Source organism: Paucisalibacillus globulus (assembly GCF_900184735.1).
Taxonomy (GTDB): domain Bacteria; phylum Bacillota; class Bacilli; order Bacillales; family Amphibacillaceae; genus Ornithinibacillus; species Ornithinibacillus globulus_B.
Genome location: NZ_LT855386.1, coordinates 499,635 through 516,172, shown reverse-complemented (window position 1 = coordinate 516,172; position 16,538 = coordinate 499,635). Strand labels below are relative to the sequence as shown.

17 protein-coding genes and 1 other annotated feature are annotated in these 16,538 nt (G+C 35.3%); of the genes, 11 read left to right on the top strand and 6 right to left on the bottom strand.

Annotated elements, in window-relative coordinates; all coding sequences use genetic code 11:
* Window positions 1–8: 8 nt before the first annotated feature.
* Complete coding sequence (gene narI, locus BN999_RS04625) at window positions 9–704, top strand: respiratory nitrate reductase subunit gamma (RefSeq protein WP_096270207.1); 696 nt, start codon at window positions 9–11, stop codon at window positions 702–704.
* A 430-nt stretch (window positions 705–1,134) separates the two neighbouring features.
* On the opposite strand, the gene BN999_RS04620 is transcribed toward narI, so the two are convergent.
* A complete protein-coding gene (locus tag BN999_RS04620) occupies window positions 1,135–2,628 on the bottom strand; it encodes a nitrate/nitrite transporter (RefSeq protein ID WP_096270206.1) in 1,494 nt (497 codons plus the stop codon).
* A gap of 89 nt (window positions 2,629–2,717) precedes the next feature.
* On the opposite strand from BN999_RS04620, the gene BN999_RS04615 reads away from it, so the two are divergent.
* A complete protein-coding gene (locus BN999_RS04615) occupies window positions 2,718–3,194 on the top strand; it encodes a hypothetical protein (protein WP_096270205.1) in 477 nt (158 codons plus the stop codon).
* On the opposite strand, the gene BN999_RS20980 is transcribed toward BN999_RS04615, so the two are convergent.
* Together BN999_RS20980 and BN999_RS04605 are read right to left on the bottom strand one after the other, a co-directional pair.
* Window positions 3,137–3,442: a hypothetical protein gene (locus BN999_RS20980; RefSeq protein ID WP_255247399.1), complete on the bottom strand. Its 306-nt coding sequence runs from the start codon at window positions 3,440–3,442 to the stop codon at window positions 3,137–3,139. The two genes, BN999_RS04615 and BN999_RS20980, sit on opposite strands and share 58 nt — an antisense overlap.
* A 116-nt stretch (window positions 3,443–3,558) precedes the next feature.
* A complete protein-coding gene (locus BN999_RS04605) occupies window positions 3,559–4,824 on the bottom strand; it encodes an AAA family ATPase (RefSeq protein ID WP_096270204.1) in 1,266 nt (421 codons plus the stop codon).
* A 141-nt stretch (window positions 4,825–4,965) separates the two neighbouring features.
* Window positions 4,966–5,193 (top strand) — a binding site (T-box leader).
* A 72-nt stretch (window positions 5,194–5,265) separates the two neighbouring features.
* Here BN999_RS04605 and argS point away from each other — a divergent pair.
* The 6 genes from argS to BN999_RS04575 all read left to right on the top strand — a co-directional run bounded on the left by argS (window position 5,266) and on the right by BN999_RS04575 (window position 10,614).
* Window positions 5,266–6,945 (top strand): arginine--tRNA ligase, encoded by a 1,680-nt coding sequence (gene argS, locus BN999_RS04600; protein WP_096270203.1) that lies wholly within the window; start codon window positions 5,266–5,268, stop codon window positions 6,943–6,945.
* Window positions 6,946–7,079: 134 nt separating this feature from the next.
* Window positions 7,080–7,718 (top strand): PAQR family membrane homeostasis protein TrhA, encoded by a 639-nt coding sequence (gene trhA / locus BN999_RS04595; RefSeq protein ID WP_096270202.1) that lies wholly within the window; start codon window positions 7,080–7,082, stop codon window positions 7,716–7,718.
* Window positions 7,719–7,884: 166 nt separating this feature from the next.
* Complete coding sequence (locus BN999_RS04590) at window positions 7,885–8,385, top strand: RNA polymerase sigma factor (RefSeq protein ID WP_096270201.1); 501 nt, start codon at window positions 7,885–7,887, stop codon at window positions 8,383–8,385.
* The gene (locus tag BN999_RS04585) at window positions 8,366–9,544 is read left to right on the top strand and encodes an anti-sigma factor (protein WP_255247398.1); all 1,179 of its coding nucleotides are present in this window, start codon (window positions 8,366–8,368) and stop codon (window positions 9,542–9,544) included. Before BN999_RS04590 ends, BN999_RS04585 begins: the two co-directional genes overlap by 20 nt.
* A gap of 102 nt (window positions 9,545–9,646) precedes the next feature.
* Window positions 9,647–10,261 carry a class I SAM-dependent methyltransferase gene (locus tag BN999_RS04580; RefSeq protein ID WP_096270199.1) on the top strand — a complete coding sequence of 205 codons (615 nt, stop codon included), beginning with the start codon at window positions 9,647–9,649 and terminating at the stop codon, window positions 10,259–10,261.
* A 47-nt stretch (window positions 10,262–10,308) separates the two neighbouring features.
* The gene (locus BN999_RS04575) at window positions 10,309–10,614 is read left to right on the top strand and encodes an MGMT family protein (RefSeq protein WP_096270198.1); all 306 of its coding nucleotides are present in this window, start codon (window positions 10,309–10,311) and stop codon (window positions 10,612–10,614) included.
* A 37-nt stretch (window positions 10,615–10,651) separates the two neighbouring features.
* Here BN999_RS04575 and BN999_RS04570 read toward each other — a convergent pair whose 3' ends face one another.
* Window positions 10,652–12,208: an ABC-F family ATP-binding cassette domain-containing protein gene (locus BN999_RS04570; protein ID WP_096270197.1), complete on the bottom strand. Its 1,557-nt coding sequence runs from the start codon at window positions 12,206–12,208 to the stop codon at window positions 10,652–10,654.
* A 274-nt stretch (window positions 12,209–12,482) separates the two neighbouring features.
* Between BN999_RS04570 and BN999_RS04565 the strand changes: the two genes are divergently transcribed.
* Entirely contained in the window at window positions 12,483–13,331 is an 849-nt protein-coding gene (locus tag BN999_RS04565) for a DegV family protein (protein WP_096270196.1), read from the top strand.
* 90 nt (window positions 13,332–13,421) lie between these two features.
* Here BN999_RS04565 and BN999_RS04560 read toward each other — a convergent pair whose 3' ends face one another.
* Window positions 13,422–13,736 (bottom strand): hypothetical protein, encoded by a 315-nt coding sequence (locus tag BN999_RS04560; protein ID WP_096270195.1) that lies wholly within the window; start codon window positions 13,734–13,736, stop codon window positions 13,422–13,424.
* Window positions 13,737–13,845: 109 nt separating this feature from the next.
* On the opposite strand from BN999_RS04560, the gene BN999_RS04555 reads away from it, so the two are divergent.
* Together BN999_RS04555 and BN999_RS04550 are read left to right on the top strand one after the other, a co-directional pair.
* A complete protein-coding gene (locus BN999_RS04555; protein ID WP_096270194.1) occupies window positions 13,846–14,319 on the top strand; it encodes a DinB family protein in 474 nt (157 codons plus the stop codon).
* A gap of 127 nt (window positions 14,320–14,446) precedes the next feature.
* Complete coding sequence (locus BN999_RS04550; protein ID WP_096270193.1) at window positions 14,447–14,830, top strand: CopG family transcriptional regulator; 384 nt, start codon at window positions 14,447–14,449, stop codon at window positions 14,828–14,830.
* A gap of 46 nt (window positions 14,831–14,876) precedes the next feature.
* Here BN999_RS04550 and BN999_RS04545 read toward each other — a convergent pair whose 3' ends face one another.
* Window positions 14,877–16,280, bottom strand: coding sequence for a zinc ribbon domain-containing protein (locus BN999_RS04545; RefSeq protein WP_096270192.1), 1,404 nt, complete (start codon window positions 16,278–16,280; stop codon window positions 14,877–14,879).
* Window positions 16,281–16,538: the final 258 nt, after the last annotated feature.

The window sequence follows — 16,538 nt, the reverse complement described above, 5'->3', positions numbered from 1 at the left end:
GGATAGCGATGGTTCACATTTTTTGGTGGGTCATATTCCCGTATATTATGTTGACCATTATGATCCTAGGATTGTTATATCGATTTGCTTTCAGACAACTAACCTGGGCAGCACCATCGACAGAGATCTTTGAAAAAAAATGGCTGAAAATAGGTTCGCCATTATTCCACTGGGGAATTATCTTTGCATTTATTGGTCATGTCATGGGAATGGTTATACCACATGATTTTTATCTGGCATTAGGCATATCTGATCACCTTTACCATTTTGGTGCAATATGGGGAGGGGGATTGGCTGGCTTAATGGTTGTTGCAGGATTAATCATTTTATTAATTCGGAAATCAACCATTGATCCAGTTCGTATTAAAGCAACATTTGCAGACTTTGCATCTGTACTCATGTTACTTTTTGTAGCAGGAACAGGTACATATATGACGTTAATTTTTAACACGACTGTTGTTGAATATGAATATCGGGAAACAATTGGTCCTTGGTTCAGAAGCCTGTTTGCTTTACAACCACAATATGATCTAATGGTTGGGGTTCCATTATTGTTTAAAGTACATGTAGCATCAGCTTTTGCATTTTTTGCAGCGATTCCATTTACAAAGCTAGTCCATATTTTTAGCTTACCGATTCGATATCCAGCAAGACCCCCACAACAATACCGTTCTAGAAACAATTATCGTAGACAGGAATTATGAGCTGGGAAATAACCTAGGAGTGGCTGCTCTTAGGTTATTTTTTTGATTTGGGTGGAGGGTGCAAGTTCTGTGTGAGATGGTACATGGTTTTGTAACTTGGTCACAATGTATGGATGTCTGGGGCGAAGGAAGGGTGAATTGGTTAGAAGTTTAGGATATTAGGTGCCAAGGTATTTAATTCGGTCACAAGCTCAGGACGTTAGGTACCAAGGTAACGGAAATTGGTCACAAGCTCCGGTAATTCGGTACCAAGGTAATGTGAATCAGTTGTAAGCTCCAAATGCAAGTGACCCTAGTATTGCACCAAGATCACAAGTAACAGAAATAAGGTTAGAGGATCAAGTCTTCAAGACCAAAACACACAGGAACATAACATATAACAAAACAAAACCCCAGAGTCTCCTAAACTCAGGGGGGGTTCTGTTCTTAATCAACTATCTGATATATCATTAAATATCCCAACATAATACACCGTATCTCCAACATTATTTTTAATGGGGCTGATGGAGAGAAGTTCTTGATATAGTTCGCCATTCTTTCGTTTATTCCAGATCTTACCTTCCCAATATCCGTTTTCTTTTACAGATTTCCATAGTTCATCATAGAATTCTTTTCCATGTTTCCCAGATTGAAGAAGCCGTGGAGTATTGCCCTTCGCTTCTTCCAATGAATACCCTGTAATTCTTGTGAATGCTGGGTTAACATTTTGAATAATACCTGACTTATTTGTTACCATAATTCCCTCTGCAGTTCCTTCGATAATGTTACGTTCCACATTCATCCTATCACGATAGTACATAAATATTACAATTACAAAGCTAACCAAAGCAAACTCAGATAGGAGCATGAAAGCAATGGCATGATGACCTGTAATATTGCTTACTGCTGTTAATAATAACGGAGGAAAAAATCCACCTAAACCACCCATTGCAGAAACAATACCATTGACAATTCCAGCCTGCTGAGAAAAATATAGTGGAACTAATTTGAATATGGTTCCATTTCCAATCCCAACTGTTATGGCAACACATAAAGAACCGACTGTGTACCATTTAATGCCTGGAGAAAATGAGAGTAAGACCCCCGAAAAAGATACCCCTAGAAAGACGAATAGTAAAATGACAAAAGCATTATATTTATCTGCTAGTAGACCACCAATTGGCCGTAATAATGTAGTGATGGCAATGAAAATTGCTGTACGGATACCAGCATCTACAGGTTCTAAGCCAAAGTTATCTACAAGGAATGATGGTAAAAACATGGTAAATGCAACAAATGAACCAAATGTTATAAAATAAAATAAGCTTAAGAACCATAAAGTTGGATTTTTATAGACCCCTTTAACTTGTTCGATTAAGGATTTCTTTGATCGTTTTTCTTTTCGATCTCCAAATATAAAAACTAAAGCTGCAAATAGTAGTAGAAGTATTAAGAAAACCCGTACAGCAGTTTGCCAACTTGTCGCCTCAGCAATTATAGGAGCGCCAAAGGTCGTAATTGCTGTACCGATATTACCTACTCCATACACCCCGTTAATAAAGCCATGTTTTTCTTTAGGATAATATTTTGGAAGGGAAGTTACACCTACGGAAAATACTGCCCCACCTATACCTAGTAGAAGTCCCCCTATTACTAGATCGGCAAAAGAATCTGCTATGCTAATATAGAAAACAGGAAACAATAAGATGATAAAGCTAATAAAAAATATCCATCGTGCACCAAGTTGGTCTGTGTAAAAGCCAATTGGAATTCTAAGTAATGAACCAAGTATAACTGGAATAGCAGTCACGATAGATGCTTGTCCGGTAGTTAACGAAATGTCTTGTTGAATATAGGTCATTAATGAAGAGATTAGAACCCAAACCATAAAGCCAATGACAAGACTGGAGGTTTGAAGCGTTAATTGCATTCCAGCTTTATTCATGAAATAAACATGCCCCTCTTATAAGTGTGATGTATTTAATATTCGTAGATGTTATCTTTAGTTATAGTATGAGAAAAAGGAGAAATTTCATGAGTAAATGGTTTCTTTTTAATTTTATCTTATTAGTTATTTTACTTTGGAATGTCACTAATTATTTTTCATTCCCCAATTTACCTTTACATATATGGTTCGGTGTAACCGGAGCTTTATTATTTCTATATAATTGGACGAGAAATGCAGTGTTTGAAACGATTAGAAATGTTCCTAACCGAAGGACAAAAGTGAGATTAGCGAGGTTTTCTAAGCGGGTGGTGACCATACACCGTTGGACAGGCAATATTGCATTATTAGCGATTTTGGTTCATGGTTTACTAGTGGTTAATCATTATGGACTTATTCTTAGTCATAGCAAGATGCTAGTTGGTGTTCTGGCATTATTAGTACTATCTTTTCAAGTTGTTACTGGTTGGTTAAGGCTCTATAAACCAACTATTAAACTGCGTTATATTCATCTGTATACTGGGATGGCTTTATTCTTTTTAATTCTTCTACATATCATTTTATAAATGGCAAGTCTGGTTAATATCGATTTCAAGTTAATTACAAAATGTTTTTTGGTAAAATAAAAAGAACCGTTTTCCTCTTGTTTTGGATGACGGTTCTTGTGTTTCATGCGGTATAGATAGTCTTTTTTTGTTTTCGTTCTTCTTGTACTTAAATCTAACTTTGCATATGGGCTTCGATTAATTTCAGGATTAAGTCTTCCTTCCCGAACTAATTTTTCCCGTTTTTTCTGAGCTTTGGATTTGCTCATTTTTATCACTCCTTCTTGTTAGGTGCTTTTTATTATACTGAAAAAGGTTGAAAAGTTCTACAAGAATTATGGAAAAGGAACCTCTCCATGAAATTGAGGAGGTTCCTTTTTACATGTTAGAATCCAATTCCGCCTACTGGATCTGTTATCCAGTCTTGCTTACGGACTTTTTTCTGATTGGTTTGTAAATCATGAATTACTTTTTTGATATCAACTTGTTTTTCATAATGCCATTCAAGTGCTATGGACATATATACTTCATTTAATTGGGCAATTGATAAGCCATTCGTTATTCTAACCAACTCATCTAACTCGGAATCATCAAGAAATTGATTAGTACCTTTTTCTGCTAAATATTTCTTCCTAAGTTGCTCGTTCGGTTGTTTTATTTCATATGCACGGTCAAATCGACCAGCACGATTGATTAGAGCAGGGTCAATTTTTTCTGGATAATTAGTTGTTCCAATTAAGAATATACCTTCCTGAGTAGTCGCACCATCAAGAGTATTTAGAAATACAGAACGACAATGCTCGGGCATAGAATCAATATCCTCGATTACTAGTACCATTGGAGATAATCTTAATACTTTGGAAAAAACATCATTAATGGAATAGCTAGAAGTGAATTCAGTAATTTGCCAATAGACAATGGGGGCTGAGACACTTCCGGCAATAGATTTAACCAGTGTCGTTTTTCCATTTCCGGGACTTCCGTAAAGTAAGATTCCTCGTTTATATGGGATGTTGTATGTCTTAAAGAAAGAACCACTATTTAAGAAAAATTCATCAATGGAACGAAAGATTTCTGTTTTTAGTCTATCTTCTAATAGAACGTCTTCCCGGTTGATTTGTTGGGTTATGTTTTCCTTCGATCTTACTAGTCCTTCATCCGTATCAGTGAAAACAGTTATACCTTTAAGCATGGACTTACGCTCTATCTCGTCATAAAAAGTTAGAAATTCAGCAATCTGTTCATCGCTTTTTCCAAGTATAAAGTTCTCTGGAAAAGGATGTCCATAGCTGTATATTGGAATGCTAACTACTGCAACTTCATACTTATGAAAGTAAAAAAGATTATTAAAAGTCGAAGGTTTTACGTTGTAATTTCCTTCTTTTAATGCTTGTACGTTTGATGCACCGATTGAATCAAATACACGGGTAACTAATTCAATTTCATCTGGATGATATGTAAGGATATCTTCTAATACATCACGACAATCGGATAGTCGATCTCTCTCCATATTATAAAGCTTAAATTCTGGTCCATAATTATCATTTAAAAGTTCTAAAATTTTGTTAAGTGGATAAGCATAACCATAGTATGATTTTAATTCTTTACTTGCTTCATTTGTATATTGAATCAGAGTCTTTTGGTTCCTCATAGACAGATCCTTTCTGTGGTAGATTAATTAAGATGATTATACCAGATTATTAAGGTTAGATATAAAATTTATAATTCGACAAAATATCACAAAATTCGGCTAGTGACAGGCACCGAAACTTTTGCTATAATGGAGAAAACTTTAAAATCGGTGATGAAGAGAGTAGTTGTTTGGGTGGCTTAGCGAGCTGGGGATGGTGAGAGCCTGGTGCTTATTTGAACGATGAACCGGACTTCGGAGATGCTTTCTTGAAATGGTAGTAGGGAAAGTCGGGGCGAACCCTCGTTAATAATTTTGAGTGATTTTTAACTATGGTTAAAAATAATTGGAGTGGTACCGCGGGATAACATACAAACTCTCGCCTCTTTCGTTTGGAAGGGGTGAGAGTTTTTTTATTATTTAGGGGTAGTCCCCTTATGATTTGATTTGGAGGGAAAAGGATTGCAGTATAAACTAGAATTTGCAAAATCATTAATACAAGTAATAGGGGATATATTAACACAAGAAGAAATCATGATGCTGATCGAGAAGCCTAAGCATGATACATTAGGTGACTTAGCATTTCCTTGTTTTGGATTAGCTAAGTATTATCGTCAGTCACCCAATAGCATTGCGGAAGACATTGCTTCAAAGCTTACTTTACATATCGCCGAAAAGGTAGAGCCGGTTGGGGGTTATGTGAACACTTTTCTAAATAAAGAAGCGATATCTACACTAACCATTCATAAAATATTAAAAGAAAAAGAACAGTATAGCTCATTACCGGTAACAGATAAGGTTATGACCATTGATTTATCTTCGCCAAATATCGCAAAGCCATTTTCTATGGGACACTTACGATCAACAGTAATCGGAAATTCCTTGGCCTTAATTGCAGAGAAACAGGGGTATCAGGTTGTCCGTATTAACCATCTCGGTGATTGGGGAACACAATTTGGTAAGCTGATTGTGGCATACAACAAATGGGGAGACGAAGATGACGTTAGAAAAAGTCCAATAAAAGAATTACTAGCTTTATATGTGAAGTTTCATAAGGAAGCGGAAAAAAATCCAACTCTAAATGATCTGGGGCGTGCAGCTTTCAAAGAGTTAGAAGAGGGGGATGAACAAGCATTACAGTTGTGGAAATGGTTTCGCGAAGAGTCACTAAAAGAATTCATGAATATTTATCAACAATTAGGTATTAAATTCGATTCCTTTAATGGGGAGGCATTCTACAATAATAGGATGGCTCCTGTAGTCCAAGAACTGCATGAGAAGGGATTATTATTGAAATCGGATGGTGCCCATGTTGTGGAGGTAGAAGAATTACCACCGTGTTTAATTAGAAAAAGTGATGGTACAACACTTTATGCAACAAGAGATTTAGCTGCTGCAATTTATCGTCAGGAACAATATCGCTTTACCAAGTCTCTTTATGTCGTTGGTAATGAACAAACACTCCATTTCAAACAGATTTTTGCTGTCTTAAAAAAGATGGGATATGAATGGCAAGAAGGCATGGCACATATCCCATTTGGAATGATCCTGAAGGATGGCAAGAAAATGTCCACACGTAAAGGGAAAGTTGTATTACTGGAAGAGGTAATTAAAGAGGCAATCAGCCTAGCTTTGAAAAATATAGAAGAGAAAAATCCAAATTTAGAAAATAAGGAAGTAGTGGCAAATCAGGTAGGGGTTGGAGCAATAATCTTTCATGACTTGAAAAATTATCGTCTCAATGATATTGAATTTTCGCTAGAAGATATGCTTCGTTTCGAAGGGGAGACAGGTCCATATGTGCAGTATACTCATGCACGTGCTGCATCATTACTAAAAAAAGGAAACTATCAATATGAGAAAGTACAACAACTCAGAATACATGACAAAGAGGCTTGGCCAATTATTAAATTGTTATTATCTTTTCCAGAAGTAATAGACAAAGCAATGAATGATTATGACCCATCTCAAATTGCTAAATTTTTGTTAGATATATCTAAGTCATTTAATAAGTATTATGCAACAGTTAAAATATTAGAGGAGGATCAACTATTTAGTCGTCTATCTTTAGTGTGTTCCGTAAAGGTAGTGCTGAAAGAAGGTCTACGCTTGTTAGGTATTCAAGCACCAGAACAAATGTAACAAGACGATAGCTGGTCATTATGTGTATAAACTCTAAATCAAATGGGTAGTCGTTATTTTGCTTTGTTGTCATGATTTTTGCTATAGTTAATGGTATTAAAGACTAAAAAGAAAAAAGTTAGGGATGATTGGTATTGGCAGAAACACATACTTTCTCTAAAGGTGAGGAAATTGCAAATGCAGTAACACATGGAATTGGGGTACTCTTGAGTATTGCAGGTTTAGTACTATTAATCGTTTTTGCGGCATTTAATGGTACGGCTGTACATGTAGTTAGTTTTACAATTTTTGGAGCAACGATGGTTATCCTTTATTCTTCTTCAACACTTGTACATGCATTTCCACCTGGAAAGGCAAAAGATTTATTTGAAATATTCGACCATTCTTCCATCTACTTGTTTATTGCTGGTACTTATACGCCATTCACCTTACTCGTCATAAAAGGTGCCCTTGGATGGTCAATGTTTGGAGTTGTCTGGGGCTTGGCGGTTGCTGGGATAGTGTTTAAAGCGTATTACGTGAAAAAGTTCCTATTTACCTCTACATTAATTTATCTATTAATGGGTTGGTTAGTTGTTTTAGGATGGAATAAAATTGTTGAGAATATTGAGTTTGGTGGAATTGTATTGCTAGCGGTTGGTGGTCTTTGCTATACGTTTGGAACAATATTTTATGTTTGGCGAGGATTTAAATATCATCATATGGTCTGGCATTTATTTGTTCTTGCAGGGACTATCTGTCATTTCTTTTGTGTTCTCCTATATTTAGTTTAGAAATTCATTACACTACTCCGGGGTTAAGAGAGAAATCTCTTAACTCTTTTTTTTATTTCTCCTCCATCTAGGTTGTGTAACGTATAATGGATACAAATTGAAAAAAGTTGGGAAAGTTGTTACCAAATCAAGTCATATTCGTTTAATAGGTAAAGGGGAGGAGAAAATGAAGAAAGATATTAATTACGTTTATTCTACATATTTTCAAGATGTGTATCGTTTTCTCTTTTCCTTAAGTCGTAATCATCATACTGCAGAGGACCTTGTCCAAGAGACCTTTGTCAGGGCGCATCTATATATTGAGAATTATAAAGGTGAACATGTTAAAACTTGGTTATTTACGATAGCACATCATGTATTTATTGATTATTACAGAAAGCATAAAAAAACGATAATTAAGGATGACAGTTATTTTGTATCCCTTATAGAACGTAAGACTGGTATGGAAGAGGACATAATTGTTAAAGAGGAAGTCAAGAAGATTATTAGTTTATTAGAATCACTTCCAGAAAAGCATAAACTTGCTGTTTTACTACATGATTTCCATCAGTTATCTCAACAAGAGGCTGCAGAGGTCTTGAAGGTTAAGCAATCACATTTTAAAGTATTATTATTTCGTGGTAGGCAAGCAATTAGAAGAAGGAGGAATGAAGCGGATGAAGGATGACTTTAAAAAAAGACTAGAAGCCTATGAAAAAGGAAACCTATCAGAAACGGAAATGGAAGAAATGGAAAAAGAATTAGAGAGACTAGAAAAATATCAGGAATATCTCGAAGAAAAAGAGGTGGACGGCACAAAAGTGCCATTATTAAGTGATACTAAACAAAGAAAGATTCTTACACTCAGCAAATGGAAGGCAAGGATTTCAACGACCTTCACCGTGATTTGTTTTATCATTTTGGTTACTATTGTAACCTCTGTATTAACCATGATTTATTTTGCATGGGGGAAGCCTGATAGAGCGGAAGTATTCGGAGATGTGATTGATTATACCATGACAGTTACTAATCCTTATGCTGCTTATGGAGGTACTAGTACGAATGTCAAACCATTCTTTGGAATGGAGGCTAGTAGGGACTTAGAAAAAAGAATTGGGGATGAGACAGTAAAAGTAGGGGAAATGAAAGTGAATTTTTTATTCTCCTTAATGGCATTTCCTGAAGAAGAGTATTTTGGAAGAATTTCACAGGAACAGCCAGCGTTTATTTATCCGGGTAAAGATGTTAGTGGCATATCAGATTGGGATCAATTAGAGCAATTACCCGAAGGAACGGTTGCTTCTGCCTATCTATCTTTTTCAAAGTTAATGAACACAGAGGAAGTATTTCAGAAATTTTACAGGAAAAACATGGATATCCTTTGGTTTGCTGTAGACACTGGATTAGAAGAGAATGATAGATGGTATGAAGGGGTAATAACGGAACCAATTGGATTTCCTGACATCCCAATCTGGCATGATGATGATATGAGACTAGATTCCCGAGAAGAGGAAAAAGGGTTTCTCGGTAGTAAAGTTGTCTCAGAAGGTTATTCTTCACCTACTTATGAAGAGGGGGATACAGATATGTTACACACTCAGTTCTTAAAGACGCTTCTTTTTCTAAGTGAACATGAAGGAAAAGCTGATAAACTAGTTTTTGGTGATATTAGATTGGCTAAACGTGTAGATTATTTGAAGACTAATGGTATTCAACATTATGGTGTTGTTATTACTGGCCCAACGAAAGAAATACTCCAATTACAAAGTGAAAGTTGGGTTAGTCATCTTGATGTAGACGAAGTTGGATTTTGGAATTGGGATAATTGGAGAGTAGAAGAAGAATAAGATAACATGAATAGTAATAAGTAATTATATAGTAAAAATAGGTAATAAGATTTTCGTTATTCCTTCCAAATGTACGATCCTAAACATGGAGGATTCTTATTTATGGATAAAAAGAAGCTCATCAACAAGTATGATAAGCAAGTTAGTATATACGAAAACAACCTTAATAATTCAACTCTGAATAACTGGAGAAGACAGATTATTAAGGATGCATATGGGAAGGTGATGGAGGTTGGCGTTGGTGTAGGCGCGAACTTTCCATACTATGATAAAGACAAAGTGACAGAAATTACTGGAGTGGATTTTAGTACAAAGATGATAGAAAGTGCTCAAGAGACAGCGCTGAAGTACAATGTTAATGCTGATTTTATTAATCATGATATATCGACTATTCGGCTAGAAGTGAATTCGTATGACAGCATTGTCTCTACATTAACACTATGTAGTTATCCAGATCCGGTAGATACATTAAATAAATTCAATTCCTGGTGCAAAAAAGGTGGAACTATCTTATTAATGGAACATGGACTGAGCACAAATCCATTATTATCAATGGCAATGAAAGGAATCAATCCATTATATAATAGAATTTCTGGATGTCATTGTAATCGAAATATCGTGAAGCTCGTAGAAAAATCTAATCTTAAGATTGAAAGAATTGACAGGTTTTGGTCAGGTATCTTCGTCTTGGTATGGGCTAGGCCAACCAAATCTTAAAAGTCGAGAATCTATTTAGGATAGGTAATAAACTGGAGGAGTGTACTTTGACACCATTCACAGAAAAGGTAGTACACATTATTAAAAGCATCCCTGAAGGTAAGGTGATGACATATGGACAGATTGCAGGACTCGCTGGAAGTCCAAGGGCAGCTCGACAGGTAGTTCGAATTCTTCATTCAATGAGCAATAAACACCACCTACCATGGCACCGAGTAATTAATGCAAAAGGACAAGTAGTTATTAAAGATGAAGCAACGTATCAAGAGCAAATACTACAACTTGAAGCAGAAGGTGTGGAAGTTGGGATTCATGATCAAATAGATTTAGAGATTTATCAGTGGAACCCATAATAAAAAAGAATGTCAATATCATGACATTCTTTTTATTTTAAAACATTTTAGTCGTCCAATCTTCGCAATTCCAAATATCTGTTACAACACCATCATAAAATTCTGGTTCATGGGAAATTAGAAGAACACTACCTTTGTATTCTTTCAATGCACGTTTTAACTCGTCTTTAGCGTCCTGATCTAAATGGTTTGTCGGTTCGTCTAGTACAAGTAGATTAGACTCATTGTTAATTAATTTACATAAGCGTACCTTGGCTTTTTCGCCACCACTTAATACTTGCACTTTACTTTCAATATGTTTCGTTGTCAGTCCACATTTTGCAAGAGCTGCCCGAACCTCATACTGTGTAAAATGGGGGAACTCATCCCAAACTTCTTCGATACAAGTATTATTCGTTTCGGTTTTAATTTCCTGTTCAAAATAACCAATGTGCAGATGTTCTCCGAGTTGTACTGAACCAGAAATAGGGGGAATCTCACCTAGGATACTTCTTAACAAGGTTGTTTTACCAATTCCATTTGCACCATATAAGGCAATCTTCTGACCCCGTTCCATTGTTAAATTTAATGGGCGAGATAAAGGCTCCTCATATCCAATGACAAGATCATTCGTTTCAAATAAGAATTTTCCTGGGGTACGAGCTTGTTTGAAATGAAATTCTGGCTTTGGCTTTTCTGCATCTAATTCAATTACGTCCATTTTATCCAATTTCTTCTGACGTGATTGGGCCATTCTTGCAGTTGCAGCATTTGCCTTATTTCGAGCTACAAAGTCTTTTAAATTTGCAATTTCTTTCTGTTGTTTCTTAAATGCAGCTACTTGCTGTTGTTTTTTAAGCTCATGCAATCTCAAAAATTCATCATAGTCACCAGGATATCTTGTTAATTCCTGATTTTCTACATGATAAATTAAATTGACGACACTATTCAGGAAGGGAATGTCGTGTGAGACTAATATAAATGCATGATCATACTTCTGTAAATACCCTTTTAACCATTCTATATGTTCTACATCTAAATAGTTAGTTGGCTCATCCAGAAGCAGGATTTCAGGTTTTTCCAATAGTAGCTTGGCTAAAAGAACCTTGGTACGCTGCCCTCCACTCAAATCATGCACATCTCGGTCAAGACCAAAATCATTTAAACCTAGTCCGTTAGCAACTTCTTCAACCTTAGCATCAATAGTATAGAAATCATTATTAGTTAAGGCATCCTGCATTCGTCCTGTTTCTTCCAGTAACTTTTCCAATTCATCAGGATCTACTTCTCCCATTTTGGCAAAGAGCTGATTCATTTCTTCTTCCATATCATATAAATATTGAAAGGCTGTACGTAATACATCGCGAATAGACAATCCTTGTTTTAAGGCAGCATGTTGATCTAAATAACCAACACGTACATGTTTTGCCCATGTAACGTTCCCGGCATCCGGTTCTAAATTACCGATTATGATATTCATGAAAGTTGACTTACCCTCACCGTTCGCACCGATTAATCCTATATGTTCTCCTTGTAATAAACGGAAAGATACGTTTTCAAATATTGCTCGGTCACCAAACCCGTGACTTAAACTTTTTACAGTTAATAAACTCATGATATATAACACCTTTTCCTTCTATGGTACATTCTATCTTATTATACTTTTCCTCCTGGAAAAGAGATAGGGGGAAATTTGATTTCATAATTATTAGTGTATTTATACGAAGAACCAAGTCACATCACGAGCTATCCATTCCTTATGCTTTCGCTCATCAAAATAAATAATATTATTATTCAAATAATTATTACCAGTTATTAATACTTGGTATAATTAATGATTAATTGTATAATTATTCTATAAAGAGATGAAATAGAGAGGTGAGCCTAAAATGGCTAACAAGAAGATTGCTTTTGTAACAGATAGTACAGCATATTTAACGGATTACCTAAAAGCACATCCGGACGTTTATGTTGCCCCTATTGTAATTATTTCAGAAGGTAAGGAATATGAAGATACAATTGATTTAACTAGTGATGAGCTATATGAAATGATTCGTACGAAAAAGGAAGTACCTAAGACCTCACAGCCAAATGTTGGCAGGTTTGTAGAAATATATGAGAATTTAAAAGAAGACTACGAACAAGTCATTGCAATACATGTTTCATCGAAATTAAGTGGTACTATTTCTAGTTCAAAAGCGGCTGTTGAGCAAGTTGATATTGATGTAGAGATTATTGATTCACATTCCCTTTCTTTTGCAATAACTAGTTTATTAGAGAAAGGATTAGAATTAGCTGAAGATGGACTGGACAGTCATGAGATTGCGAAGATATTACGTGAGAAAGTAACCGGACAAAAGAACTTAATACTGCTAGATACATTGGAGCAGTTATTTAAAGGAGGAAGAATGTCCGGAGCTTCATTTGTGATTGGGAACCTTTTACAAATCAAACCAATTTTATCCATTGGTAATAATGGTGAACTAGGGTTAGTAGAACGAATCCGATCCGAGAAGAAGTCAACACGTAGAATAGTAGAATTAATAAAAACATCCTGTAAGGAACATTCTGTTAAGAAAATTGCCATTGCTAATGCCAATGCACCAGAGAAGGCGAATGCTTTAAAAGATTTAATCCAATCGGAAGTGCCAGACCTTGAAATTGTAATTGGTGAAATAAGTTCCTCCTTAGCAGTTCATGCTGGTGAAGGAGCCATTGCGGTATTTTGGAGTATATAAAGATAAGAATATTATTGCTATAAAAGGAAAAATAACGATGAAATTACCTACATTTCATGCGTTATTTTTTTCTTATACTTTATTAATAGATTATTCTTTTTCGTATCTTAGGTATTGGTAATTAGAAGTTGGTATTCTAGAGATAATATTTCCTTCATCATCTTTATGGATTTGGTATTCTCTGTAGGTCTCTACAATATTTTCATTGACTTCCTTCATTACATCTAATAAAAATTCATAAGAGTATGATGTCGCACGTTGTACATACTGTGCATCTGCATCAACCGATTCCTCATTCCCAAGTCCATAGTACATGGAAGCTGTGTTGGTATCTGATGGTGTGTCTAATAGGGCGGTCAGTCCTAGAACTAACAATGCCCCGAGCATGGCTAGCTTCGTTTTCATATAAATCCTCCTTTCATACTTCTAGTTAGTTATATATATGCATGTCCAGTGCAATTAATAGTAAAATTGGATAAAATGATTATGATAAAAGGTGAAAGGAGTATTACATATGTATCGAATGAAAGAAGATTTTCTACAGGAGTGGAAACATGCTTCACAGGGTACCCTTAAAGTTCTTGAAGCATTAACAGATGACAAGTTAGAGCAAGCAATTGTTAAAGAACATAATACACTTGGTTGGCTAGGCTGGCATTTAGCAAATTCTCTATCGTTTTTTGGTGGTCAAGTTGGTCTGAAAGTCGATGCTGCAGGGCAACCAAACGATGTGCCTTCTCATGCAAATGAGATTGTAGCTGCGTATAGCAGGGCTTCAGAACAACTGCAGCAAGAAGTCGAAAAACTGACGGACGAGCAATTTGTAGAAGCAATAGATAGCTTTGCTGGGAAAGTACCTAGAGGGTCATTGTTGCGATCTATGATCGATCATCAAACACATCACCGTGGCCAAATGACTGTCCTCTTAAGACAAGCAGGACTCAAGGTCCCTGGAGTGATGGGACCAACTCTTGAGGACCAAATGTAATTAAAAAAATAAGAGACAAAACCTGTTTAGAAAGAGGTTTTGTCTTTTTTTGTTTTTTTATTTACCATCCACTTGGATGGTGTGTGGAGTTATGTTATAATGTAGTAAAGAATTGGAGTGGAATTATATGGCGGATACAGAAAAAGTTACAGTGAATTTAAATGTGGTGGATTTAGGGAAAATAGACTTAATGGTGGAGCAGGGGTTTTATTCCAATCGTACAGATTTTATTAAAAATGCTATACGTAATCAATTGTCAGAACATGCTACGATTTTAGATAGAATTATATTGGATAAAACATTTACTATAGGGGTAACGTATTATTCTCGGAGAGATCTTGAGAAAGTAATGGAATCAGGGCGAATGTTGGATATTAAAGTGGTTGGAATGCTAGTATTTGATGATAATGTGGATGCAGAATTAATAAGAAATTCTGTTAAAACTCTAAAAGTGTTAGGTGTTTTAAGAGCAACAGGTGAAGTACGGAAAGCATTAAAAGGTTTAAAATAGGAAAAAGTGCTATGGTGTTGATATCAACATCATAGCACCTTGCTATTTAATCAAATTCATATACAGGGTCTTCATCATAAACAAAGAAATGCTCCATCGTATAACGGTCAACGAACCAGTCTTTTTTCTCTTCATTATATACTAATACGACATTCAAGCCTCGTTCATATTCGTGTTCATTATCTCCTTCGAACAGTCTGCCTAAGCTACCTTTTGGCTCATAATAGGTAAACATGACATCAATATCGAATTCATAGGCACCGAGCTCTTCCTTGTAAACAGGATCCTCAATCCAATTAACTCGATATTGTGCTTTTAACAATTTACCTTCATAGTCTGGAACATCCTTTTCAACTTTCGTAATTCGTTCTTCTAATTTTTCTTTAAAGTTGTCAGTAATATTGTTCTCTAATATGGATGCATCATGTTGGGTAATTGCTTCCGTATGTGTAGTAAAAACATCATTAACAATGGTGATAATTTTATCTACTTCTTTTTCTGAAACAGTAAGAACCTTTTGAATGCTATATTCAGGCTCTGCCTCCGATATGGTTACTGACTTACTTATAACGGTTTCCCATGGCATTTCTTTTTCTAAATGAATTTCAAGATTTTGGTCAAGGGGAAAGGGACCAACTACTTGATTTCCTTTGTTGATGATAATATCCGTTTTGTTATCATTTATGAATAATGTGGCATCCTCTTCGAATGTAGAAACAATACGGATCGTTCCCACACTAAGGTCTAGCTCATGTTTAGTAGTATTTGTGTCCATATTAAATAATGTTGTTTCTTGGGTTTCTTCTGTAGAAGCATAATTAATATCAAATAATGCTTTTACATCATAAGTCCCCGGCATATAAGGTCCATATGTCTTTTTGTGAAACCCACCTTCACCTGTTGTATCTACCTTTTCACCATCAATCAAAATATCAATCCCATTATCCGGTGTTACTACCTCAATAAAAGCGGGAATAACAACTAATTTATAATCGTCAAATACTAACCAATTCTTACCATCCTTTTTAAACTGAATCGTTGCAAAATTGCTAGAGTCGGCTAGTTGACCATCCAATTCTTTTTTTAATTTCTGTAAGGTTGATTGGAGTGCTTCTGGATTATCTTGATAAAATTCAATTAACTTTGTTACATTTTTCTCATTTATTTCAAAGGAATCCTCAAATGGTATTAATATCTCTGACAGAGTTGTTTGATCTCCACTTGTTATCGCTGTTTCAAAAGCATCTAGTTTAAGTGTTGGATCAAATTTCTTATTGCCTATAACGTATAAAGTGACCAGGGAAACTATAACTAAAAGACTGATAGAAATGCTCCAAATAATCTTTCTTGGTCTTTTTTTACTAGATTTTATTTCAATTTCATTACCGCATTCTGGACAAAACTTTATGTCTTTAGATGCTAGTTTGTGCTTACAATGATTACACTTCAATTGACCTTCACCTCTAATTATCAAAATACTCGTACTAATAATCTTAACATAGATACCAGAAAATCAAATGTAACTTTTTAACTAATATTTGATTATTTGTCATAGAAAAAAGTAAAATTTTGGCGGTTTAATATTACATTTAGATTACATTTAGATTACATCTGTGTTAATGAAGGTGGTTTTCGGTACTAAAGGACTAGGAATAATATACTGTGTGCGTAAAAGTGATAATTGTTGAAATTATGCTAAAATATTCCA

Coding starts and splice junctions, on each gene's coding strand:
- narI (WP_096270207.1), top strand. CDS start 9: ATGGTTCACATTTTTTGGTGGGTCATATTCCCGTATATTATGTTGACC.
- BN999_RS04620 (WP_096270206.1), bottom strand. CDS start 2,628: ATGAATAAAGCTGGAATGCAATTAACGCTTCAAACCTCCAGTCTTGTC.
- BN999_RS04615 (WP_096270205.1), top strand. CDS start 2,718: ATGAGTAAATGGTTTCTTTTTAATTTTATCTTATTAGTTATTTTACTT.
- BN999_RS20980 (WP_255247399.1), bottom strand. CDS start 3,442: ATGAGCAAATCCAAAGCTCAGAAAAAACGGGAAAAATTAGTTCGGGAA.
- BN999_RS04605 (WP_096270204.1), bottom strand. CDS start 4,824: ATGAGGAACCAAAAGACTCTGATTCAATATACAAATGAAGCAAGTAAA.
- BN999_RS04590 (WP_096270201.1), top strand. CDS start 7,885: ATGAAGAAAGATATTAATTACGTTTATTCTACATATTTTCAAGATGTG.
- BN999_RS04585 (WP_255247398.1), top strand. CDS start 8,366: ATGAAGCGGATGAAGGATGACTTTAAAAAAAGACTAGAAGCCTATGAA.
- BN999_RS04580 (WP_096270199.1), top strand. CDS start 9,647: ATGGATAAAAAGAAGCTCATCAACAAGTATGATAAGCAAGTTAGTATA.
- BN999_RS04570 (WP_096270197.1), bottom strand. CDS start 12,208: ATGAGTTTATTAACTGTAAAAAGTTTAAGTCACGGGTTTGGTGACCGA.
- BN999_RS04565 (WP_096270196.1), top strand. CDS start 12,483: ATGGCTAACAAGAAGATTGCTTTTGTAACAGATAGTACAGCATATTTA.
- BN999_RS04560 (WP_096270195.1), bottom strand. CDS start 13,736: ATGAAAACGAAGCTAGCCATGCTCGGGGCATTGTTAGTTCTAGGACTG.
- BN999_RS04555 (WP_096270194.1), top strand. CDS start 13,846: ATGTATCGAATGAAAGAAGATTTTCTACAGGAGTGGAAACATGCTTCA.
- BN999_RS04550 (WP_096270193.1), top strand. CDS start 14,447: ATGGCGGATACAGAAAAAGTTACAGTGAATTTAAATGTGGTGGATTTA.